The 22191-nt window shown below is 58.5% G+C and carries 22 protein-coding genes and 2 pseudogenes; 20 read left to right on the top strand and 4 right to left on the bottom strand.

The genetic code is table 11. From position 1 onward, the window contains the following. Positions 1-32 precede the first annotated feature (32 nt). The 6 genes from tilS to ispD all read left to right on the top strand — a co-directional run bounded on the left by tilS (position 33) and on the right by ispD (position 6710). On the top strand, positions 33-1346 hold the full coding sequence (gene tilS / locus AC1D2P_RS14070) for a tRNA lysidine(34) synthetase TilS (protein ID WP_477757769.1): 1314 nt from the start codon (positions 33-35) through the stop codon (positions 1344-1346). A gap of 274 nt (positions 1347-1620) precedes the next feature. After that, complete coding sequence (locus AC1D2P_RS14065) at positions 1621-3252, top strand: CTP synthase (protein ID WP_046029209.1); 1632 nt, start codon at positions 1621-1623, stop codon at positions 3250-3252. A gap of 5 nt (positions 3253-3257) precedes the next feature. Continuing rightward, on the top strand, positions 3258-4103 hold the full coding sequence (kdsA, locus tag AC1D2P_RS14060; RefSeq protein ID WP_046029210.1) for a 3-deoxy-8-phosphooctulonate synthase: 846 nt from the start codon (positions 3258-3260) through the stop codon (positions 4101-4103). Between the two features lie 163 nt (positions 4104-4266). Further along, a complete protein-coding gene (eno, locus tag AC1D2P_RS14055; RefSeq protein ID WP_046029212.1) occupies positions 4267-5556 on the top strand; it encodes a phosphopyruvate hydratase in 1290 nt (429 codons plus the stop codon). A gap of 171 nt (positions 5557-5727) precedes the next feature. Further along, positions 5728-6006 carry a cell division protein FtsB gene (ftsB, locus tag AC1D2P_RS14050; RefSeq protein WP_109786003.1) on the top strand — a complete coding sequence of 93 codons (279 nt, stop codon included), beginning with the start codon at positions 5728-5730 and terminating at the stop codon, positions 6004-6006. Continuing rightward, positions 6003-6710 carry a 2-C-methyl-D-erythritol 4-phosphate cytidylyltransferase gene (gene ispD / locus AC1D2P_RS14045; RefSeq protein WP_046029218.1) on the top strand — a complete coding sequence of 236 codons (708 nt, stop codon included), beginning with the start codon at positions 6003-6005 and terminating at the stop codon, positions 6708-6710. Before ftsB ends, ispD begins: the two co-directional genes overlap by 4 nt. On the opposite strand, the gene AC1D2P_RS14040 is transcribed toward ispD, so the two are convergent. Then, positions 6707-7603 (bottom strand): LysR substrate-binding domain-containing protein, encoded by an 897-nt coding sequence (locus tag AC1D2P_RS14040; RefSeq protein ID WP_046029220.1) that lies wholly within the window; start codon positions 7601-7603, stop codon positions 6707-6709. The genes ispD and AC1D2P_RS14040 overlap by 4 nt on opposite strands. Positions 7604-7710: 107 nt before the next feature. Here AC1D2P_RS14040 and AC1D2P_RS14035 point away from each other — a divergent pair, with 107 nt between their 5' ends. The 8 genes from AC1D2P_RS14035 (at position 7711) to rpoS (ending at position 14856) form a co-directional block, all read left to right on the top strand. Beyond that, the gene (locus AC1D2P_RS14035) at positions 7711-8823 is read left to right on the top strand and encodes an S-(hydroxymethyl)glutathione dehydrogenase/class III alcohol dehydrogenase (protein ID WP_477757770.1); all 1113 of its coding nucleotides are present in this window, start codon (positions 7711-7713) and stop codon (positions 8821-8823) included. Between the two features lie 8 nt (positions 8824-8831). Further along, complete coding sequence (gene fghA, locus AC1D2P_RS14030; RefSeq protein WP_477811471.1) at positions 8832-9677, top strand: S-formylglutathione hydrolase; 846 nt, start codon at positions 8832-8834, stop codon at positions 9675-9677. Positions 9678-9730: 53 nt separating this feature from the next. Then, positions 9731-10204, top strand: a complete 474-nt coding sequence (gene ispF, locus AC1D2P_RS14025) for a 2-C-methyl-D-erythritol 2,4-cyclodiphosphate synthase (RefSeq protein ID WP_046029226.1) — start codon at positions 9731-9733, stop codon at positions 10202-10204. Beyond that, complete coding sequence (gene truD / locus AC1D2P_RS14020) at positions 10201-11259, top strand: tRNA pseudouridine(13) synthase TruD (RefSeq protein WP_109786000.1); 1059 nt, start codon at positions 10201-10203, stop codon at positions 11257-11259. Before ispF ends, truD begins: the two co-directional genes overlap by 4 nt. Next, on the top strand, positions 11247-11996 hold the full coding sequence (gene surE / locus AC1D2P_RS14015) for a 5'/3'-nucleotidase SurE (protein WP_046029231.1): 750 nt from the start codon (positions 11247-11249) through the stop codon (positions 11994-11996). The genes truD and surE overlap by 13 nt, the downstream gene beginning before the upstream one ends. A 41-nt stretch (positions 11997-12037) precedes the next feature. After that, positions 12038-12673, top strand: coding sequence for a protein-L-isoaspartate(D-aspartate) O-methyltransferase (locus AC1D2P_RS14010; protein ID WP_175649021.1), 636 nt, complete (start codon positions 12038-12040; stop codon positions 12671-12673). 211 nt (positions 12674-12884) lie between these two features. Next, on the top strand, positions 12885-13742 hold the full coding sequence (locus tag AC1D2P_RS14005) for a peptidoglycan DD-metalloendopeptidase family protein (protein WP_109785999.1): 858 nt from the start codon (positions 12885-12887) through the stop codon (positions 13740-13742). A gap of 106 nt (positions 13743-13848) precedes the next feature. After that, positions 13849-14856 (top strand): RNA polymerase sigma factor RpoS, encoded by a 1008-nt coding sequence (gene rpoS / locus AC1D2P_RS14000; protein WP_059407844.1) that lies wholly within the window; start codon positions 13849-13851, stop codon positions 14854-14856. Positions 14857-15319: 463 nt separating this feature from the next. Here rpoS and fdxA read toward each other — a convergent pair whose 3' ends face one another. Together fdxA and mutS are read right to left on the bottom strand one after the other, a co-directional pair. Then, positions 15320-15658: a ferredoxin FdxA gene (fdxA, locus tag AC1D2P_RS13995; protein ID WP_223523872.1), complete on the bottom strand. Its 339-nt coding sequence runs from the start codon at positions 15656-15658 to the stop codon at positions 15320-15322. Positions 15659-15800: 142 nt separating this feature from the next. Then, complete coding sequence (mutS, locus tag AC1D2P_RS13990; protein WP_477811476.1) at positions 15801-18368, bottom strand: DNA mismatch repair protein MutS; 2568 nt, start codon at positions 18366-18368, stop codon at positions 15801-15803. Between the two features lie 212 nt (positions 18369-18580). On the opposite strand from mutS, the gene AC1D2P_RS13985 reads away from it, so the two are divergent. The 6 genes and pseudogenes from AC1D2P_RS13985 to AC1D2P_RS13960 all read left to right on the top strand — a co-directional run bounded on the left by AC1D2P_RS13985 (position 18581) and on the right by AC1D2P_RS13960 (position 21880). Then, positions 18581-19315: an XRE family transcriptional regulator gene (locus tag AC1D2P_RS13985; RefSeq protein WP_109786100.1), complete on the top strand. Its 735-nt coding sequence runs from the start codon at positions 18581-18583 to the stop codon at positions 19313-19315. A 500-nt stretch (positions 19316-19815) separates the two neighbouring features. After that, positions 19816-20166: a phage holin family protein gene (locus tag AC1D2P_RS13980; protein ID WP_109788206.1), complete on the top strand. Its 351-nt coding sequence runs from the start codon at positions 19816-19818 to the stop codon at positions 20164-20166. A gap of 47 nt (positions 20167-20213) precedes the next feature. Beyond that, positions 20214-20735: a hypothetical protein gene (locus AC1D2P_RS13975; RefSeq protein WP_223523875.1), complete on the top strand. Its 522-nt coding sequence runs from the start codon at positions 20214-20216 to the stop codon at positions 20733-20735. 3 nt (positions 20736-20738) lie between these two features. Further along, the gene (locus tag AC1D2P_RS13970; protein ID WP_223523877.1) at positions 20739-21350 is read left to right on the top strand and encodes a phage baseplate assembly protein V; all 612 of its coding nucleotides are present in this window, start codon (positions 20739-20741) and stop codon (positions 21348-21350) included. A gap of 67 nt (positions 21351-21417) precedes the next feature. Further along, positions 21418-21675, top strand: a pseudogene (locus AC1D2P_RS13965) (phage tail protein); the annotation flags it as partial. Beyond that, the gene (locus tag AC1D2P_RS13960) at positions 21668-21880 is read left to right on the top strand and encodes a tail protein X (RefSeq protein ID WP_109788210.1); all 213 of its coding nucleotides are present in this window, start codon (positions 21668-21670) and stop codon (positions 21878-21880) included. The pseudogene AC1D2P_RS13965 and the gene AC1D2P_RS13960, both read left to right, overlap by 8 nt. Positions 21881-22004: 124 nt before the next feature. On the opposite strand, the pseudogene AC1D2P_RS13955 reads toward AC1D2P_RS13960, so the two are convergent. Beyond that, positions 22005-22191 (bottom strand): annotated as a pseudogene (locus AC1D2P_RS13955) (IS256 family transposase); the annotation flags it as partial.

Genomic DNA, 22191 nt, shown 5'->3' with positions numbered 1-22191 from the left:
CAAGCTCGGCTCCTACAGGTTTTGGTGCGTCAATGACACTTTGTGCAACGCTTCTCAAACAACTCGCTCCATGGCGCAACGCCACAACCTGGCACATCGCGTTCTCCGGTGGTCTCGACTCCACCGTCCTGCTGCACCTTCTCGCCGACCTGGCAAAAACCGAATCCCTGCCGGCGCTCAGCGCCATTCATGTTCATCACGGCCTGCAAGCGGCGGCGGATGCCTGGCCGGAGCATTGTCAGTCGGTCTGTGATGCGCTCGGTGTGTCGCTACAGGTGGTTCGTGTTCAGGTTCAACCTGGCGCCAGTATCGAGCGCGCCGCCCGTGAGGCGCGTTACGGGGCGTTCAGCGCGGTGATTCATGCCGAGGACATTCTGCTGACCGCCCAGCACCGTGACGATCAGGCTGAAACCCTGTTGTTCCGACTGTTGCGCGGAGCCGGGGTGAGAGGTTTGTCGGGAATGCCGCGTGAGCGGGTCTTGGGCCGTGGACATCTTCTGCGCCCGCTGCTGGATGTCTCACGCGCCGAACTTGAAGCCTACGCAACCGAACACCGGCTGAGCTGGATCGAAGACCCTTCGAACCAGGATCGCCAGTTCTCCCGCAACTACCTGCGGCATCAGGTGTTTCCGGTATTGACCGAGCGCTGGCCGCAAGCGGCGGTGACGATGGCGCGTAGCGCTGCTCACTTGAGTGAAGCGCAGGCTTTGCTGGATGAGTTGGCAGAAATTGATCTGGTCGAAGCGGCAACAGCCCATGAGTTCGACTGGCTGGGCGTGCAATCTCTGGAGCTGGCTTGCCTTGCAAGGCACTCTGCCGCTCGCCAGCGTAACGCGCTGAGCCACTGGCTCACAGCACTGACGCGGTTGCCGGACAGTGACCATTGGTCGGGTTGGGAGGATTTGCGTGATGCCACCGGTGATGCCCGTCCGGTCTGGCAGCTGGCCGATGGCGAAGTGCATCGTTCGGCTGGACGTATCTGGTGGCTCTCGGGCTGTTGGCTCCGCAATTCGCCGCCTGCCGTGGATTGGCCGGATCCTTCGACACCGCTGGAATTGCCGGATAACGGCGTGCTCACACTCACCGGGCAAATCCCCGATGGCTCGCTGCAAATCCGCTATCGTCAGGGAGGCGAGGTCATGAATTTGCCCGATCGCGGTCATCGCGATCTCAAGCGTTTGTTCAATGAACGCGGGGTTCCGGGCTTCATCCGTGGCAGATTGCCGCTGGTCTACCGCGAGGGGCAATTGCTGGCAGTGGCCAACGTACGGGGCTTGAATGGCAGTGGGCAAGATGGCTGGCATTTGCATTGGCAACCGCCGAGCGAAGATCAAGGTTTGAGCTGAAAGGGGCTTTCCGGTAGACTACGCTCCCTTCTTGATACAACTTCTGTGGATTCGCCTGAATTGCAGGAGTTGCCGATTACCAAGCAGTCTTTGCTGGGCGATTCCAAAAAATGTGTAGCGAGCAACGTACCGGTGTTTCATCTGCCGGTCTGTCCCAACGCGGCGGTTTTTTTGAAAGGTGCACTGTGATTAATGCAGGTGATCGGGGGCTTCGGCCTTCCTTCGCTTTCCCCGGCGGCTCGGACCGCTTTAACGCAGACTTCTAGGGTTTTTCATGACGCGCTACATATTCGTCACGGGCGGTGTTGTTTCTTCATTGGGGAAAGGCATTGCATCGGCTTCATTGGCGGCCATCCTGGAGGCGCGGGGACTTAAGGTCACCATGCTGAAGCTGGACCCGTACATCAACGTTGACCCGGGCACGATGAGCCCGTTCCAGCACGGTGAAGTGTTCGTCACCCACGACGGCGCCGAGACCGACCTGGACCTGGGCCACTACGAGCGGTTCATCCGCACGACCATGACCCAGAACAACAACTTCACCACTGGCCGTGTCTACGAGCACGTGCTGCGCAAAGAGCGCCGTGGTGACTACCTGGGTGCAACCATCCAGGTGATTCCGCACATCACCGACGAAATCAAGCGCCGGATCATCAAGGGCGCCGGCGATGCCGACGTGGCGATGGTCGAGATCGGTGGCACCGTGGGTGACATCGAATCGCAACCGTTCCTGGAAGCGATCCGCCAATTGCGTTTCGAAGTCGGCGCCAAGCGCGCGATGCTGATGCACCTGACGCTGGTGCCGTACATTGCCACTGCCGGCGAAACCAAAACCAAGCCGACCCAGCACTCGGTCAAGGAATTGCGTTCCATTGGCCTGCAGCCAGACGTACTGGTTTGCCGCTCCGATCACCCGATCGACATCTCTTCGCGCCGCAAGATCGCGCAATTCACCAACGTTGAAGAACGTGCGGTGATCGCGCTGGAAGACGCCGACACCATCTACAAGATCCCGGGCATCCTGCACTCCCAGGGCCTGGATGATTTCGTGGTCGAGCGTTTCGGCCTGCAATGCGGCAGCGCTGACCTGTCCGAGTGGGAAGCGGTGGTTGACGCCAAGCTGAACCCGGAACACGAAGTCACCATCGCGATGGTCGGCAAGTACATGGAGCTGCTGGACGCCTACAAGTCGCTGATCGAAGCGATGAGTCACGCCGGCATCAGCAACCGCACCAAGGTCAACCTGCGCTACATCGATTCCGAAGACATCGAAAACCAGGGCACTGCGTTGCTCGAAGGTGTTGACGCGATCCTCGTACCGGGCGGCTTCGGTCTGCGTGGCGTGGAAGGCAAGATCACCGCCGTTCAATACGCTCGCGAAAACAAGGTTCCGTACCTGGGCATCTGCCTGGGCATGCAAGTGGCCGTGATCGAGTTCGCTCGTAACGTGCTGGGCTGGAAAGACGCCAACTCAACCGAATTCGATCGCGCCAGCGGCCATCCGGTCGTGGGCCTGATCACCGAGTGGGAAGATGCTACCGGCGCGGTCGAAACCCGTACCGAATCGTCCGATCTGGGCGGCACCATGCGCCTCGGCGCTCAGGATTGCCTGCTGGAGCCGGGTTCGCTGGTACATGACTGCTACGCCAAAGACGTCATCGTCGAGCGTCACCGTCACCGCTATGAAGTGAACAACAACCTGCTGCCGCAAATCATGGAAGCCGGCCTGAAAATCTCCGGTCGTTCCGGTGATGGTGCGCTGGTTGAAGTGGTTGAGGCTCCGGATCATCCATGGTTCGTCGCTTGCCAGTTCCACCCTGAGTTCACCTCGACACCGCGTGACGGTCACCCGTTGTTCAGCGGTTTCGTTAAAGCAGCGTTGATTCAACACCAGAAGAAGGCGTAAATCCGATGGCGCAGAAGATCATCCGCGTAGGCGATATCGAGATTGCCAACGACAAGCCAATGGTGCTTTTCGGTGGCATGAACGTGCTGGAAAGCCGCGACATGGCGATGCAGGTCTGCGAAGAGTACGTAAAGGTCACCGAAAAACTCGGCATCCCTTATGTGTTCAAGGCCAGCTTTGACAAGGCCAACCGTTCCTCCGTGACCTCTTACCGTGGCCCCGGCCTGGAAGAGGGCATGCGGATTTTCCAGGACATCAAGCAAGCCTTCGGTGTGCCGATCATCACCGACGTCCACGAGCCTGATCAGGCCGCGATCGTCGCTGAAGTCTGCGACATCATCCAGCTGCCGGCCTTCCTGTCGCGCCAGACCGACCTCGTGGTCGCGATGGCCAAGACTGGTGCGGTGATCAACATCAAGAAAGCCCAGTTCCTCGCACCGCATGAGATGAAACACATCCTCAGCAAGTGCGTGGAAGCGGGCAACGATCAGTTGATCCTTTGCGAGCGCGGTTCGAGCTTCGGCTACAACAACCTGGTCGTCGACATGCTCGGCTTCGGTATCATGAAGCAATTCGAATACCCGGTGTTCTTCGACGTGACTCACGCGCTGCAAATGCCCGGTGGTCGTTCCGATTCCGCCGGTGGTCGTCGTGCCCAGGTGACGGATCTGGCCAAGGCTGGCATGAGCCAGTCGCTGGCCGGCCTGTTCCTCGAAGCCCACCCGGACCCGGACAACGCCAAATGCGACGGCCCTTGCGCCTTGCGTCTGGACAAACTGGAGCCATTCCTGGCCCAGCTCAAAGCGTTGGACGAACTGGTGAAGAGTTTTCCGACGGTAGAAACCGCGTAAACCTCAATTCTCCGGTAAAGTACCGCACGAATTTATGCTCTGGCCCGCTGGCCGCACTGCTCTTGTAGGAGCATGGCTTGCCAGCGATGGCGTCCTTGAGGGCTCCATCGCCGGCAAGCCGTGCTCCTACAGTGTTTTCGTCAACTTTGGAGTGTTTACAACAATGGCAAAAATCGTCGACATCAAAGGTCGTGAAGTTCTCGACTCCCGTGGCAATCCCACCGTGGAAGCGGACGTGCTTCTCGATAACGGCATCATCGGCAGCGCCTGCGCGCCGTCCGGTGCTTCCACTGGCTCGCGTGAAGCACTCGAGCTGCGTGATGGCGACAAGAGCCGTTACCTGGGCAAAGGCGTTCTGAAGGCCGTGGCCAACATCAACGGTCCGATCCGCGATCTGTTGAAAGGCATGGACCCAAGCGACCAGAAAGCGCTGGATCACGCGATGATCAAGCTCGACGGTACCGAAAACAAAGGCTCCCTGGGCGCTAACGCGATCCTCGCCGTTTCCCTGGCCGCGGCCAAGGCAGCAGCACAGGACCAGGACCTGCCGCTGTACGCTCACATCGCCAACCTGAACGGTACCCCGGGTGTTTACTCGATGCCGGTTCCGATGATGAACATCATCAACGGTGGCGAGCACGCCGATAACAACGTCGACATCCAGGAATTCATGGTTCAGCCGGTTGGCGCCAAGTCTTTCTCGGAAGGTCTGCGCATGGGCACCGAGATTTTCCATCACCTCAAGGCTGTTCTGAAGGCACGTGGCCTGAGCACTGCTGTCGGTGACGAAGGTGGTTTTGCACCGAACCTGGCCTCCAACGAAGACGCTTTGAAAGTGATCTCCGAAGCGGTAGCCAACGCCGGTTACAAGCTGGGCACCGACGTGACCCTGGCTCTGGACTGCGCTGCGAGCGAGTTCTACGAAGACGGCAAGTACAACCTGTCCGGCGAAGGCCAGGTGTTCACCGCTGAAGGTTTCGCTGACTACCTGAAAGGCCTGACCGAGCGTTACCCGATCATCTCGATCGAAGACGGCCTGGACGAGTCCGACTGGGCAGGCTGGAAAATCCTCACCGACAAGATCGGAGAGAAGACTCAGTTGGTAGGCGACGACCTGTTCGTGACCAATACCAAGATCCTGAAAGAAGGCATCGATAAAAAGATCGCCAACTCGATCCTGATCAAGTTCAACCAGATCGGCACCCTGACCGAAACCCTGGAAGCCATCCAGATGGCCAAGGCTGCGGGTTACACGGCTGTGATCTCGCACCGCTCCGGCGAAACCGAAGATTCGACCATCGCCGACCTGGCTGTGGGCACTTCGGCTGGTCAGATCAAAACCGGTTCCCTGTGCCGTTCGGACCGCGTTTCCAAGTACAACCAACTGCTGCGTATCGAAGAGCAGTTGAATGGCAAAGCCAAATACAATGGCCGCAGCGAGTTCCGCGGTTAATTGCTAAATGGTAAAAAGACACCGGATTGTGTCGGAAAAATCGCTACAGCGACGTTTTTGCCACTAATCTGATGCCTTATAAGCACAAGCCTGGATTTTCCAGGCTTCGTGCTATCAGAAGCTTCAAAGTTTTTGCATGGCTGTCTTTTTTCACTGGAAACCTGATATTCGATGCGCAGTCCCAATTGGTTGTTCCTCGTTTTGCTCCTGTTGCTGGCTGGCCTGCAATACCGCCTGTGGGTAGGTAATGGCAGTCTGGCGCAAGTGGCTGAGCTGACTCAGCAGATCGCGGATCAACAGACTGAGAACGAAGGGTTGCTGGAACGCAATCGGGTCATGGACGCCGAGGTCAGCGAGCTGAAAAAAGGCATGGAGACCGTTGAAGAGCGGGCTCGCCATGAGTTGGGCATGGTCAAGGACGGTGAAACCCTTTACCAGTTGGCTCAATGAACACCTCGTTACCGGCCTTCTGGGCCGTGATCCCTGCCGCGGGTGTAGGTGCCCGTATGGCCGCAGACCGTCCCAAGCAATACTTGCAACTGGGCGGGCGCACTATTCTCGAACACAGCCTCGGCTGTTTCCTTGATCATCCCTGCCTGAAGGGGGTGGTGGTCAGTCTTGCTGTTGATGATCCGTATTGGCCGAACCTTGCAAGTGCTTGCGATCCGCGTATTCAGCGGGTTGAGGGTGGCTCCGAGCGTTCCGGTTCGGTACTCAATGCCTTGCTGCATTTGCATGCGCTGGGTGCTGATGATGAAGACTGGGTGCTGGTTCACGACGCTGCTCGGCCGAATCTGAATCGTGATGATCTGGACAAGTTGCTGAGTGAATTAGCCGATGATCCGGTAGGCGGGCTGCTGGCGGTGCCGGCACGCGATACCCTCAAGCGGGTCGACAAGCACGGTCGTGTCGTCGAAACCGTGGATCGCAGTGTGATCTGGCAAGCCTATACGCCGCAGATGTTTCGCCTGGGCGCATTGCATCGGGCATTGGCGGACAGTCTCGTCGCTGATGCGGTCATCACCGATGAAGCGTCGGCCATGGAATGGGCGGGCATGGCGCCACGGTTGATAGAAGGTCGATCCGACAATCTCAAGGTCACTCGTCCCGAAGACCTTGAATGGCTGCGCCAGCGTTGGGCCAATCGCCGCTAAGCCGCGTACTCCGGCCGTTCGGCCAACCCTTCCTTCAAGTAATCCACCAATTTGCGCACTTTGGGCGACAGATGCCGTTGCTGTGGATAAAGCGCCCATACGGCGGTATTCGGTGGTTGATGCGCGTCCAGTAACGAAATCAATGCGCCGCTTTTCAAATGCTCCAGCACGTAATAGTCCGGTAGCTGACACAACCCTACGCCTTGCAGCGCTGCATCCAGCACCGCTTGCCCACTGTTGCAGCGCCAGTTTCCTTGTACCCGCTGCGAAAATTCCCGCCCGTTCTGTTCCAGTTGCCACAGGTCCGAGCTGCCGATGAGGCAGTTGTGGCGACTCAGTTCCGACAGGCTATGTGGCCGACCATAACGCTCCAGATAGGACGGCGATGCGCACAGGTACATGCGTCGTGGTGCCAGGCGAGTGGCGACCAGCCGGGAGTCTTGCAAGCGCCCAAGGCGGATCGCCAGGTCGAGGCCCTCATGCACCAGATCGAGCGGGCGATTGCTCAGTTCGATGTCGACACGCAGTTGTGGATAAAGCCCCATGAACCGCGTCACCAGCGGCACGATAAAACGTTCGCCGTACGCCACGGCGCAGGTCATGCGCAACATGCCCTTGGGCTCGCTGGTCAGGTCGCCCACCGCGCGCAACGCCTCTTCGCGACCATCCTGCAAACGCTGGCAATGCTGCAGAAACGTTTGCCCGGCTTCGGTCAGCGTGACCCGGCGGGTGCTGCGATACAGCAGTCGTGTCTGAAGGCGCTCTTCCAGGCGTACGATTTGTCGACTGACATGGGAGGAAGAAACCCCAAGTCGTTCAGCGGCAGCCGTGAACTGGCTGCACTCGGCGACGGCGACGAACTCGTCGATACCTTCCCAGCGATTCTCGGACACCTAGAATTATCCCTGTGTAGCAATAATGTTTTGCTTTTGTCCGGATTATTCACCGAACGACGGTGTATTACACTCATTGTCTCGTTTTTATTCACTGGAGAACCCACATGATCAAGTCGCGCGCTGCCGTTGCCTTCGAGGCCAAGAAACCCCTCGAGATCGTCGAGGTCGATGTCGCCATGCCCAAGGCCGGCGAAGTTCTGTTGCGTGTGGTTGCTTCCGGCGTCTGCCATACCGATGCCTACACGCTGTCCGGCGCTGATCCGGAAGGTATCTTCCCGTCAATCCTCGGTCACGAAGGTGGCGCGGTGGTTGAAGCGATCGGCGAGGGCGTGACCTCGGTTGCAGTCGGCGATCATGTGATCCCGCTGTACACCCCGGAATGCCGCCAGTGCAAATTCTGCCTGTCGGGCAAAACCAACTTGTGTCAGGCGATTCGCGCGACTCAAGGCAAAGGTCTGATGCCCGACGGCACTTCTCGTTTTTCCTACAAGGGCCAGCCGATTTTCCACTACATGGGGACTTCGACGTTCTCCGAATACACCGTGCTGCCGGAAATCGCCGTCGCCAAAATTGCAAAAGAAGCGCCACTTGAAAAGGTCTGCCTGCTGGGCTGCGGTGTCACCACCGGCATCGGCGCGGTGCTCAATACGGCCAAGGTGAAACCGGGTGACACCGTGGCTATTTTCGGCCTCGGCGGCATTGGTCTGTCGGCGGTGATTGGCGCGGTAAAAGCCAAGGCTGCACGCATCATTGCCATCGACATCAACCCGGCCAAATTCGAGATCGCCAAGCAACTGGGTGCAACCGACTGCGTGAACCCGAAAGACTTCGACCGTCCGATTCAGGAAGTCATCGTCGACATGACCGATGGCGGCGTCGACTTTTCCTTCGAGTGCATCGGCAATGTGCAATTGATGCGCGCCGCCCTTGAGTGCTGCCACAAAGGCTGGGGCGAGTCGGTCATCATCGGCGTCGCCGGTGCCGGTCAGGAAATCTCCACCCGACCATTCCAGCTGGTCACCGGTCGCGTCTGGCGCGGTTCGGCGTTCGGCGGCGTGCGTGGTCGTACCGAGTTGCCAAGCTACGTTGAAATGGCCGAGACCGGTGAGATCCCGCTGGACACGTTCATCACCCACACCATGGGCCTGGAAGATATCAACAAGGCGTTCGACCTGATGCATGAAGGCAAGAGCATCCGTTCCGTCATCCATTTCTGAGGTCGGTCATGAGCCTGGAAAATATCTCCTGCCAGAAAAGCTTCGGCGGCTGGCACAAGCGCTATCGGCACCGTTCAGATGTGCTCGGCTGCGACATGGTGTTTGCCGTGTATCTGCCGCCGCAAGCGGAGCAGGGCGGCAAATTGCCGGTGCTGTACTGGTTGTCCGGCCTGACCTGCACCGACGAGAACTTCATGCAAAAGGCCGGCGCCATGCGCATGGCCGCCGAGTTGGGGCTGATTATTGTGGCGCCGGACACCAGCCCGCGCGGTCCGGATGTGCCGGGTGATCCGGAGGGGGCCTGGGACTTCGGACTGGGTGCCGGGTTTTATCTGAATGCCACGCAGGAACCATGGTCGCGGCACTATCGGATGCATGACTACGTCGTGCAGGAATTGCCGGCATTGGTTGAAGCCCATTTCCCTGCATCGGACAAGCGTGGCATCAGCGGGCACTCCATGGGGGGCCATGGCGCRCTGGTCTGCGCGCTGCGCAACCCGGGGCGTTATCAATCGGTGTCGGYGTTCTCGCCGATCAACAATCCCATGGATTGCCCATGGGGTCAGAAAGCCTTCAGTCGTTACCTGGGTGAAGACCGTTCGAAGTGGCGTGAATGGGATGCCTGTGCATTGATTGCCGAGGCTGACGAGCAGTTGCCGCTGCTGGTGGATCAAGGCGATCGCGATGATTTTCTTGCCACCCAGCTCAAGCCTGAAGCCTTGCAACAGGCGGCCAAACTGGCCGGTTATCCGCTGACGTTGCGCCTGCAACCGGGCTATGACCACAGCTATTTCTTCATCGCCAGTTTTATCGGCGATCACTTGCAACATCATGGGCGTGCACTAGGCGCCTAATGATCGACAAAGCAGGTAGAATCACGCCCTGACAAAAATCGGGGCGTTTTTTTATGCGTATTGGCCACGGCTATGATGTGCACCGTTTCGCTGAAGGCGATTTCATTACTCTGGGCGGCGTGCGCATTGCACACGGCTTCGGGCTGCTCGCTCACTCCGACGGTGACGTCCTGCTGCACGCCTTGAGCGATGCCTTGCTCGGCGCGGCCGCGCTGGGTGATATCGGCAAGCATTTCCCGGACACCGACCCGACCTTCAAGGGCGCCGACAGCCGTGTGCTGTTGCGTCATGTCGTCGCATTGATTCATGCCAAAGGCTGGAAAGTCGGCAATGTTGATAACACCATCGTCGCCCAGGCGCCGAAAATGGCCCCGCATATCGAATCGATGCGCGCGCTGATTGCCGCGGATCTTCAAATTGAACTGGATCAAGTGAACGTGAAAGCTACCACCACCGAAAAGCTTGGCTTTGTCGGGCGCGAAGAAGGCATTGCCGTGCACTCCGTTGCCTTGTTGCTGCGCGCATGAACGAATCGCAATTGCTTGGCCCGCGGGCCTATGGTGAGGCGCTTGGCACCGCGGTTCTGAAAGCCACGGCAGAAGATTTTCAGGTCGATGAAGTGCTCGATATCCCCCTCAGCGGTGATGGCGAGCATTTGTGGATCTGGGTGGAAAAGCGCGGACTGAATACCGAGGAAGCGGCGCGGCGTATCGCCAAGGCTGCGGGCGTGCCATTGCGCACCGTCAGTTATGCCGGGCTCAAGGACCGTCAGGCGCTGACGCGCCAATGGTTCAGCGTGCAACTGCCGGGCAAGGCTGATCCTGATTTGTCGGCCGCCGAAAACGACACGCTGAAAATTCTCAAGACCGGTCGGCATAAGCGCAAGCTGCAACGCGGCGCTCATTCGGCTAATGGTTTCACCTTGCGCCTGACTCAATTTGCTGGCGACAAAACGGCGATTGAACAGCGACTGCAACTGATCGCCAAGCAGGGTATTCCCAATTATTTCGGTGCCCAACGTTTCGGCTTCGACGGCGGCAATGTGGTCGATGCCCGTGCCTGGGCCGCGCGCAAAGCGTTGCCTGAGCAGCGCAACGTGCGCTCGCGTCTGCTCTCCACCGCGCGCAGTTTTTTGTTTAATCAGGTGTTGGCGGCACGCGTCGCCGATGGTACCTGGCAGCAGGCCCAGGTCGGCGATCTGCTGGCCTTCACCGACAGTCGCAGCTTCTTTCCAGCCGGTGAGGCCGAATGCAACGACCCGCGACTGGCGATACTCGATCTGCATCCGACAGGCCCGCAGTGGGGCGAAGGTGACTCGCCGGCGACCGGCGTTGTCCATGTACTGGAGCAGGAAATCGCCGCTCGCGAAGCGGACTTGCGTGATTGGTTGATTAACGCCGGTATGAGCCACGAACGTCGCATTCTGCGGCTGCCCATTGGTGGGTTGACGTGGCATTATCCCGAGCCTGACATTCTGCAACTGGAATTCGTCCTACCGGCCGGATGCTTTGCCACCGTATTGGTGCGCGAGCTTGTTGATCTGGTGCCGGTGGGGCAGACGGACAGCCCATGCGTATTCTGATTTCTAACGACGATGGGGTAACCGCACCCGGTCTCGCCGCGCTTTATGCTGCGCTGGCGGATTACACCGAATGCGTGGTTATCGCCCCGGACCAGGACAAAAGCGGCGCCAGCAGCTCGCTGACGCTCGACCGTCCGTTGCACCCGCAAACTCTGGCCAACGGCTTTATCAGCGTGAACGGCACTCCCACCGATTGTGTGCACCTGGGCCTGAACGGCTTGCTGGAGCGCGAACCGGATATGGTTGTTTCGGGGATCAACCTGGGCGCCAACCTGGGCGATGACGTGTTGTATTCCGGCACCGTGGCGGCAGCCCTTGAGGGGCGTTTCCTTGAGCGCCCTTCGTTTGCCTTCTCGTTGGTCTCACGACAAGTAGAGAACCTTCCCACAGCCGCCTACTTTGCACGCAAGCTGGTCGAAGCCCATGGCGATCTCGACCTGCCGCCGCGCACGGTACTGAATGTGAACATTCCCAATTTGCCGCTGGACCATATTCGCGGTATTCAGCTGACCCGCCTCGGGCATCGCGCACGGGCCGCGGCACCCATGAAAGTGGTCGACCCCCGCGGCAAGTCCGGTTACTGGATCGCCGCCGCCGGGGATGCTGAGGATGGTGGCCCGGGCACCGATTTCCATGCCGTCATGCAGGGTTATGTTTCTATCACCCCGCTGCAACTGGATCGCACCTTCAATGATGCCTTCAGTAGTCTCGATGGCTGGTTGGAGGGGCTGCGCTAATGTCTCGTGAACAAGACGATATGCTGCGTCGCGGCATCGGGATGACCTCTCAACGGACCCGCGAGCGCCTGATTCAGCGTCTGTATGAAGAAGGTGTTTCCAATGCCAAGGTGCTGGAAGTCATCCGTCGTACACCGCGTCACCTGTTTGTCGACGAAGCGCTGGCCCATCGTGCTTACGAAGACACGGCGTTGCCTATCGGGCACAACCAGACCATTTCCCAGCCCTACATGGTGGCTCGCATGAGTGAGTTGCTGCTGGAGGCAGGTCCCTTGGACAAGGTGATGGAAATCGGCACGGGCTCGGGCTACCAGACAGCGGTGCTGTCGCAGTTGGTCGAACGGGTGTTTTCCGTTGAGCGCATCAAGATTTTGCAGGACCGGGCCAAGGAGCGCCTGGTGGAGCTGAACCTGCGCAACGTGGTGTTTCGGTGGGGCGATGGCTGGGAGGGCTGGCCAGCGCTGGCGCCTTACAACGGCATCATCGTCACGGCAGTGGCCACCGATGTGCCTCAGGCGTTGCTCGATCAGTTGGCACCGGGTGGACGGCTGGTGATTCCGGTCGGCTCCGGCGAGGTGCAACAGCTGATGCTGATCATCCGCGAAGAACAAGGCTTTTCCCGGCGGGTTTTGGGGGCGGTGCGTTTCGTGCCATTGCTCAACGGACCACTGGCCTGAGCATTTGTTTTGGCGCGCTGAATTCTCTTCGATTGGCCGTGTCTTACAGCGGCATCGATTGGTTAAACGGTATTTATCGTCAGTCAGCAAACGTGTGCGCGTCGCGATTTCGCTTCATTAAAGGTAAAGCCTGTTCGGCCCGTTATACTTGCGACATCTCGAGCCGGGACACGGCAAACCACAATTTCAGCCACCACATAGGGAGCGGCGGGTGAGTCTCACAGTCATTGCGCAGCGTATGAGTACAACGAGCTTTCAGCGCCTGGTGACTGGCCTTGTCTTGAGCACCTTGCTGGTCGGTTGCTCCAGCACCAAATCGAGTAGCGTCGGTGTCGTCGATCGCAGTAACGCTACGCCCCAACGTCCGGCAGTGACCACGGGTCAGTATGTCGTTCGGCCAAAAGACACCCTGTTCTCGATCGCTTTTCGCTACGGATGGGACTACAAAGCCCTCGCCGCACGGAACAACATTCCTACGCCCTACACGATCCATCCGGGTCAGATAATTCGCTTCGATGGTCGCACCGGATCAACGCCGACAGCGGTGGCCAACGCATCCGATTCGGCGCCTTCGTCGTCGAGTAAAACCACGATAATCCGACGTCAGGCGAATGGCGCAACTACGACGACAACGGTGGTTGCACCGTCCGTCGCCAGCAAGCCGGCACCCGCTCCATTGCCGCCTGCGGGACCGGCCCCGACCGGCTGGGGATGGCCATCTAATGGCATTCTGATTGGAAAATTCTCTTCAAACGGTAGTTTGAATAAAGGAATTGATATCGCCGGAGATTTGGGACAGCCTGTTTTAGCTGCGTCTGATGGGACGGTGGTATACGCCGGGAGTGGCTTAAGGGGCTACGGCGAATTAGTCATCATCAAACACAGCGATACCTACGTTAGTGCCTACGGACATAACCGCAGGCTGTTGGTTCGGGAGGGGCAGCAGGTCAAGGTCGGACAGACAATTGCCGAAATGGGGTCAACGGGTACAGACCGGGTGAAACTGCATTTTGAGATTCGCCGGCAAGGTAAACCTGTAGATCCGCTGCAATTCCTGCCACGTCGTTGATTTGTTAGCCAGCCTGTTCCGTCACGTAGAGGGAACAGGCTCCAGCGTTGCCAAGGATAAAGGCGCCGCTTGAGCTTGAGGTCGAACTCACCAAAGGACTATAACAATGGCTCTCAGTAAAGAAGTGCCGGAGTTTGACATCGACGATGAGGTTCTCCTGATGGAGACCGGCATCGGGACGGATTCGATGTCGAATGATGAAGGGGCAGCTCCACCTTCCGTTCGTGCCAAATCCAAACACTCCGCTTCGCTAAAGCAGCACAAGTACATCGATTACACGCGGGCACTGGATGCCACGCAGTTGTACCTCAATGAAATCGGCTTTTCCCCATTGCTCTCCCCGGAAGAAGAAGTTCATTTTGCGCGCCTGTCGCAAAGTGGCGATCCGGCCGGGCGCAAGCGCATGATTGAAAGCAACCTGCGGCTGGTGGTTAAAATCGCCCGGCGTTACGTCAATCGTGGGCTGTCGCTGCTGGACCTGATCGAAGAGGGTAACCTCGGCTTGATTCGGGCAGTGGAGAAGTTCGACCCTGAACGCGGCTTCCGCTTTTCGACCTACGCAACCTGGTGGATTCGTCAGACCATCGAGCGCGCGATCATGAATCAGACCCGGACCATCCGGTTGCCGATCCATGTGGTCAAGGAGCTTAACGTGTACCTGCGGGCTGCACGGGAGCTGACTCAAAAGCTCGATCATGAACCCTCACCCGAAGAAATCGCCAACCTGCTGGAAAAACCGGTGGGCGAAGTCAAGCGCATGCTTGGCCTCAACGAGCGGGTTTCTTCGGTCGACGTCTCGCTGGGTCCGGATTCGGATAAAACCCTGCTGGACACCCTGACTGATGACCGTCCAACCGACCCTTGTGAGCTGCTGCAGGATGACGATTTGTCCCAAAGCATCGATCAATGGCTGTCGGAGCTGACCGACAAGCAACGCGAAGTGGTGGTGCGTCGCTTCGGCTTGCGGGGGCACGAGAGCAGCACGCTTGAAGACGTAGGCCTGGAGATCGGCCTGACCCGGGAACGGGTCAGACAGATTCAGGTGGAAGGCCTGAAGCGTCTTAGGGAGATTCTCGAGAAGAACGGCCTGTCGAGCGAGTCGCTGTTTCAATAGGCGATACGCTTGACCGGTAGTAAAAGACCCCGACTGGTTCGGGGTTTTTTATTGCCTGGGGGTTTGCCGCAAGTTTGTAGTCTTGCGTTGTAAGTCTTTGCTTACTCTTTCGTAAGCGTTCGTTATTTTTACAGGGCGCTAGTCGTCCATTTTCCTACAACATCAAATCTATCTATTTGATGTGTATGCATATTTTTTAAAGTTAAGAGCATGTGACAACAGGTTTTCCTGATTCGGGCCGATTGCTCCTGGTAAGGAAGTCTCTACTATCTGAACTGTGTCGACGGACAGACACGCCTTTCAAGGATGAAGGGAAAGGACATCACAGGAAGTGATTCATCAGGACGATGAAAAGGAATACAGGGAATAGGGAAAAAATGTGGGCGGGTCGAACCGCCCCTTTTTTTGCCTGCAAAAAAGCAAAAAGGCCCTCGTGGGGCCTTTTATCGGAACGCGGGGGTAATCAGCGTTCGAGATCTTTGAGCTTACTGCCTACAGATTTGTTGATGACGCGATCAAACTCTTCTGCATCAGGCAACGATTCTTTCTTCTCGGTGATGTTCGGCCAGATTTCGGCCAGTTCCACGTTCAGCTGAATGAACTCCTCCATGCCGGCAGGCACTTCATCTTCGGAGAAGATGGCCACGGCAGGGCATTCTGGTTCGCACAATGCGCAGTCGATGCACTCATCCGGGTGAATCACCAGGAAGTTCGGGCCTTCGTAAAAGCAGTCCACCGGACAGACTTCTACGCAGTCGGTGTACTTGCACTTGATGCAGTTGTCGGTGACGACGAAGGTCATTTCTAATTTTCTCCTCAGGCGCGGCTTGCTGCGCCCCTTCACGTAGGGGTCGCCAGGTTTGGGAGCGATAGTCTGCTGGCCAGGCTATTAGCCAGCAGCATCCCAAACCGCGCGAGATTCTAACAGCTTGCAGGCAAGTGCGTTAGATCCGGTTCTTCAGTGTATAGAGCATTTCGAGTGCACGACGCGGGGTCATGTCATCCAGGTTGAGCTTAGTCAACTCGTCGAGCACCGGGTGCGGCAGGYTGGCGAACATGTCGCTTTGCTGTGGCGCGGCCGGTTTGCCTTTGACGGGTGGCGCAACCTCGTGGGGCAGGGCGGTGGCTTCCAGGCGACCCAAATGCTCGCGAGCACGCACGATCACTTCGCTCGGCACACCGGCCAGTTGCGCTACTGCCAGGCCGTAACTCTGACTCGCCGGCCCAGGCAGCACATGGTGCAGGAACACGATGCGTTCGTTGTGCTCGGTAGCATTGAGGTGAACGTTGGCCACCAGTGGTTGCGCCTCCGGTAGCACTGTCAGCTCAAAGTAGTGGGTGGCGAACAGCGTGTAAGCCCGCAGGTGCGCCAGTCGCTCGGCGGCGGCCCATGCCAGGGACAGGCCATCGAAGGTGCTGGTGCCGCGCCCGACTTCGTCCATCAGCACCAGGCTGCGTTCGGTGGCGTTGTGCAGAATGTTCGCGGTTTCGCTCATTTCGACCATGAAGGTCGAACGGCCGCCCGCCAGGTCATCACTGGAGCCGATCCGGGTGAAGATCCGGTCCACCAGCGACAGTTCACAACTGGCCGCCGGCACGAAGCTGCCGATGTGCGCCAGCAACACGATCAGCGCGGTCTGACGCATGTAGGTGGATTTACCGCCCATGTTCGGACCGGTGATCACCAGCATCCGCGTGTTGTCGTCGAGGTTCAGGTCGTTGGCCACGAACGGCGTGCTCAGCACTTGCTCGACCACCGGGTGACGACCCTGGGTGATACGCATGCAGGGCTCGTCGACGAAACGCGGGCAGTTCAGGTCGAGGTTCAGCGCTCGTTCGGCCAGGTTGCTCAGTACGTCCAGTTCGGCCAGCGCAGCGGCGGTGTCCTGCAGCGGTGGCAATTGGGCGATCAGGTCTTCGAGCAGCGCTTCGTAAAGCATTTTCTCGCGGGCCAGGGCACGGCTCTTGGCCGACAGCGCCTTGTCCTCGAACGCCTTGAGTTCCGGGGTAATGAAACGCTCGGCACCTTTGAGCGTCTGGCGACGGATGTAGTCGGCCGGCGCGGATTCGGCTTGCTTGCTTGGCAGTTCAATGAAGTAGCCGTGAATGCGGTTGTAACCGACCTTCAGGTGCGACAGGCCGGTGCGGGCTTTCTCGCGTGCTTCCAGATCAATCAGGAACTGCCCGGCGTTTTCGCTGAGCGATTGCAGATCGTCGAGTTCGCTGTCGTAACCGGTCTTCAACACGCCGCCGTCACGGATCACCGCAGGCGGGTTGTCGATGATGGCTTTTTCCAGCAGCGCCGCCAGTTCCGGGTAGGTGCTGGTGGTCTTGGCCAGTTGAATGATGTGCGGTGCTTCCAGCTCGGTCATCGCCACTTGCAACTCAGGCAAAGCGCCCAGTGCATCGCGCAGACGAGCGAGGTCGCGAGGGCGGGCGTTGCGCAGGCCGATCCGCGCCAGAATCCGCTCGATGTCGCCGATTTCCTTGAGCTGCGGTTGCAGCTTTTCAAAGCGGTAGCCGTCGAGCAGGCACGTGATCGAGGTCTGGCGCGCCAGCAATACGGTCAGATCCCGCAGCGGACGATTCAGCCAGCGGGTCAGCAAACGGCTGCCCATGGCGGTCTGGCAGCGATCGACCACCGATTGCAGGGTGTTGTCGCGGCCACCGGCCAGGTTGGTGTCCAGTTCCAGGTTGCGACGGCTCGCGCCATCCAGCACCACGGTGTCATCCAGGCGCTCATGGCGCAGGCTGCGCAAATGCGGCAGGGCGGTGCGCTGGGTTTCCTTGGCGTAGCTGAGCAGGCAACCGGCGGCACCGATGGCCAGGGTCAGGTTCTCGCAGCCAAAGCCTTTAAGGTCCTGGGTCGAAAACTGCTGGCACAAACTTTTCAGCGCCGAGTCGCGCTCGAAATCCCACGGCGCACGGCGACGAACCCCTCGACGTTTTTCCGCCGGCAGGTCTTTTGGCCAATCATCCGGGATCATCAGCTCTACCGGATTGACCCGCTCCAGTTCAGCGAGCAGGTTTTCCCAACCCTTGATTTCCAACACCGTGAAATTGCCGCTGGTGATGTCCAGCACGGCCAGGCCGAACAGGCGCTCGTCACCCAGCACCGCGGCGATCAGATTGTCCCGACGCTCATCCAGCAGCGCTTCATCACTGACCGTGCCCGGCGTGATGATCCGCACTACCTGACGATCCACCGGCCCTTTGCTGGTGGCCGGGTCACCCACCTGCTCACAAATCACCACCGACTCGCCAAGCTTGACCAGTTTCGCGAGGTAACCTTCCGCTGCATGGTAAGGAATCCCACACATCGGAATCGCCTGGCCGGCAGACTGCCCGCGAGCGGTCAGGGTGATGTCCAGCAACTTGGAGGCTTTCTTTGCGTCTTCATAGAAGATCTCGTAGAAGTCGCCCATGCGGTAGAACATCAACTGATCAGGGTGCTGGTTCTTCAGACGCCAGTACTGCTGCATCATTGGCGTGTGAGAGGACAAATCGGAGATGGCTTTATTCATCGGAAATTCAGGAAAACTCGTTGAAAGGTGTAGGGCAAAGGAGGGGCATTGGCCCGGCTTTTCCGCGATGGGCGCAAGATTACCATGGGCGGTCCGCCCGACGCAGGCATGAAAGCCCTGTGGCACATTTGCGCTGGATATGCACGTTTTATGCAAAACAGCATTTGTCTTCAGTGAAAAGAACAAGCACTATGCGCGTTATGCAAAAACGCAATGTTTCTACCGTTTTAAGAGCACTGCTCGATCAGCACGGGATCTCCCCCACGGAGCTTCACCGTCGTACCGGCGTGCCTCAATCCACTCTCTCGCGGATCCTCAGCGGGAAGATCGTCGATCCCTCGGATAAACACATCTCGAAGATCGCCGAGTACTTCGCCGTGAGCACCGATCAGTTGCGCGGCCGTACGGACGTGTCGGCGACCGCCAATGCCGGGCGCGATCAATCACATTCCGAACTCAAGGACATAAGTCTGTGGGACGACGATACGCCGGTCGATGATGACGAAGTGTCGGTCCCCTTTCTTCGCGAGGTTGAATTGGCTGCTGGATCAGGAAGATTCGTCATCGAAGAGAGCGAGCGCTCTAGCCTGCGCTTCGGCAAACGCAGCCTGCGCCACAACGGCGTGCAATTCGACCAGGCAAAATGCGTGACGGTGCGTGGCAACAGCATGTTGCCCGTGCTGCGCGATGGTGCAACCGTTGGGGTGAACGCGGGCAAGTGCGGGATCGGCGACATCGTGGATGGCGACCTTTATGCGATCAACCATAACGGCCAACTGCGAGTGAAGCAGCTATATCGCCTGCCGACCGGCATTCGCCTGCGCAGCTTCAATCGCGATGAGCATCCGGACGAGGACTACACCTTCCAGGAAATCCAGGAAGAGCAGATCGTCATCCTCGGCCATGTCTTCTGGTGGGGCATGTACGCCCGCTAACCTCGCTACGTTCAGATAAAACCCGCCACCCGGCGGGTTTTTTTTCGCCTATCGAAAACCGGCAACGCCTTTGTTTGCGGGGGTTTCAATGCGTCAGTGCATTTCCAGTGCATAAATAAATGCATTTGTGCATTGACTGTATATGCATCCATGCATATTCTTTGTCTCAAGCCGCTCAACAAAGCAGCTCGAAACGAAGTTCTTTAGTTCCACCACAAAGGCAGCGATGAACCGGCCTCAACGGTTCAGAGGGTTGGCAACTGACCCGGGTGTGCAGCGTAAAGCACCAGAAGCAGTTATCCGGCGGGCAGGGACCGCGGTCGGAAAAACAATATGAATGGACTCGTACCGCGCCAGTAGCGCCGAAAGGTCAACGAAGGGCCGCATTACTGAAAAGCCCGGAACTACGCCGGGCTTTTTGGAATGCCTACCTTCCATCAGGCACCTCAAGAAAACACCGTTTTAAAGAACCACTCATCAATCACTCCCGGAGGCGTGACATGACAAACGAGCAACAAGCGTTGCTGGACATGCCGATCTGGCTCGTCATCGTCCTTGCCCTGGTGGGCGGGGTGTCCGGCGAAATGTGGCGCGCCGACAAGGACGGCGCTCGCGGCTGGTCACTGCTGCGGCGCCTGGCCTTGCGTTCCGGGGCCTGCATGATCTGCGGGGTCTCGGCAATCATGCTGCTGTACGCCGCCGGCGTGTCGATCTGGGCGGCGGGGGCTTTTGGATGCCTCACCGCGATGGCCGGGGCGGATGTCGCCATCGGGCTTTATGAACGCTGGGCTGCCAAGCGGATCGGGGTTTGCGAGGTGCCGCCGCGCGATTCTCGTCCCGATCAACAGTAAACAAGCATCGCTGACCTTCACGCTGAAATCTGAACAGGAGGCCTTTGATGCCTGTTGTTATTGAAAATATCGAAAAGCCTTCACAGCTGTTTACCGCCATTGCCGAGGCATTGCGCATTGCCATTCCCGGTTTGAGGGTTGGGAGTCTTCAAGACTTTGACAGTACGGGTGATCCGGCCTGGGTCTTGATTGCCCTGGAACGCAATGCGCTGGGTGAACGCGCCAATGACGGGCGCATCGCCCATGTCATGACGGTTTCGTTGCAAGCCGTGTTGCCCACTTCCAGCCTGGAGGCTTGTGATCTGGGCAGCGCGTTGAAAAACCTGATCACCGATAACCGCTGGAACCTGCCCCGCGACCAATGCGACCTGCCGATGAACATCGACGGGGTTGCCTCGACATTCATCAGCGGAACCCGGCAATACAACGCCTGGACCGTTTCATTTACCCAGGCTTTGTACCTTGGACCGTTACTGCTCGACGACCCGCTGGGCACGCCGAAATTTGCCCGGACCTGGGAGGTGTCGGATATCGACGATCCGGACCAATACACGACACTCGAGGAGTAGCCCATGTTGGATGCATTTATCAGCCAGCAACTGGGCCCGATTATCGAGCGTCTGGCCGAGATGGAAACCGAGATCGAGGACCTGAATCGGCGTACCGACAGCCTCTGTCGCATTGGCGTGTGCGAACAAGTCGATGCCGCGAGCAACACGTGCCGGGTTCGCCACGGCGAGTTGCTGACCCCGGCTATCCGGTTTTTCAACCCAAGCGCCGGCGCGCAAAGCGAGTCGCGCATTCCTTCCATCGGCGAACAGTGCGTGTTGCTGAACCATGGGGGGGGCGAGAGCAGCGGTCAGTCCGTCGCGCTATTCGGCCTCAATAGTGGTCAGTTTCCTCCGGCCTCAACAGTGGCTTCGCTGACGCGTCGCCACTACCAGGACGGCACCGAAAGTGGCTATGACGACGCCAGTCATTCCCTGCGCTGGCATAACGGCCCGGCAACATTCACCGGCTCTCGCGAATCGCTCGAACTGAACATCGGCGAGGCAAAGTTGGTCATGACGCCTGAGGCAATCCAGCTGCAATTGGGGGCGGTCGGCATGCTGATTGACGCAGCCGGCGTGCATCTGAGCGGCCCATTGGTGGATCACCAGGGTCGAGTCATTAGCTCTGCATAAAGAGTTTTCCATGATCGGAATCGAAAGAAACACCGGCGTGACAGTCGATGACTGGCCGCAATTTGTACAGCGCGCGACCCGGGCGCTGACCACTCCCTTGACCGTCACTGGCAAGGCGATGTACGCAGTGGCCATGGACAGGCTCGACGAACTGCGGGCGTTGCAGGCCTTGCGCCTGCCTCTGCCATTTATTGACGGGATTGGGCGTAATTGGGGCCTGTGGCGGATCGATAATGTAACGGAGACTCAAACTTTTGTGATTGATGACGGGACTGCGATGTTGATCAATTGGAGTATTGAGCTGAAGGAGTTTGCCAATGCGTAGGGTCAGAAGTATTGCCGGTGACTCGGTAAATCTCCTGCTGTTCCGTGAGATCGGACGGTGCGACGACGCCACAGAAGAGGCGCTTTGGCGCCTGAATCCACTGCTGGCCGAACAAGGGCCGGTGCTGCCCGCGGGGATTTGGGTAACGGTGCCCGAGGTTGATACGCAGCTTAAGGTCACTGTCCCGGTTTCGGCCTGGGATTAAGGGGGATGTATGACGCTTGGATTTACGCCGGCCGTGGAAATCTACGGTGCTAACGCCACACTCGGGACTGTCAGATATTTTGTGTGCGGGCCGTTAACGGCCTGCCGTTAGGCAGGCCATGCTTTTACCAGGTCGGCCTGATAAATCGATCTCCGTACAGAATCGCGAATTGATTCATCGCACTTTTCCAGTCATGGGCCGCGGCCCCCCAGTTTGCTGTGATATTGCGCAGTCCAAGCCAGATCAGTTTTGTCGCCGCATCGTCAGTCGGGAAGTGACCTCGGGTCTTGATGATCTTGCGCAGCTGAGCG

It is taken from the genome of Pseudomonas sp. P1_F1_2 (genome assembly GCF_056405815.1).
Note: the sequence above shows the minus strand (reverse complement) of the source record. Positions and strands in the feature narration are given on the sequence as shown.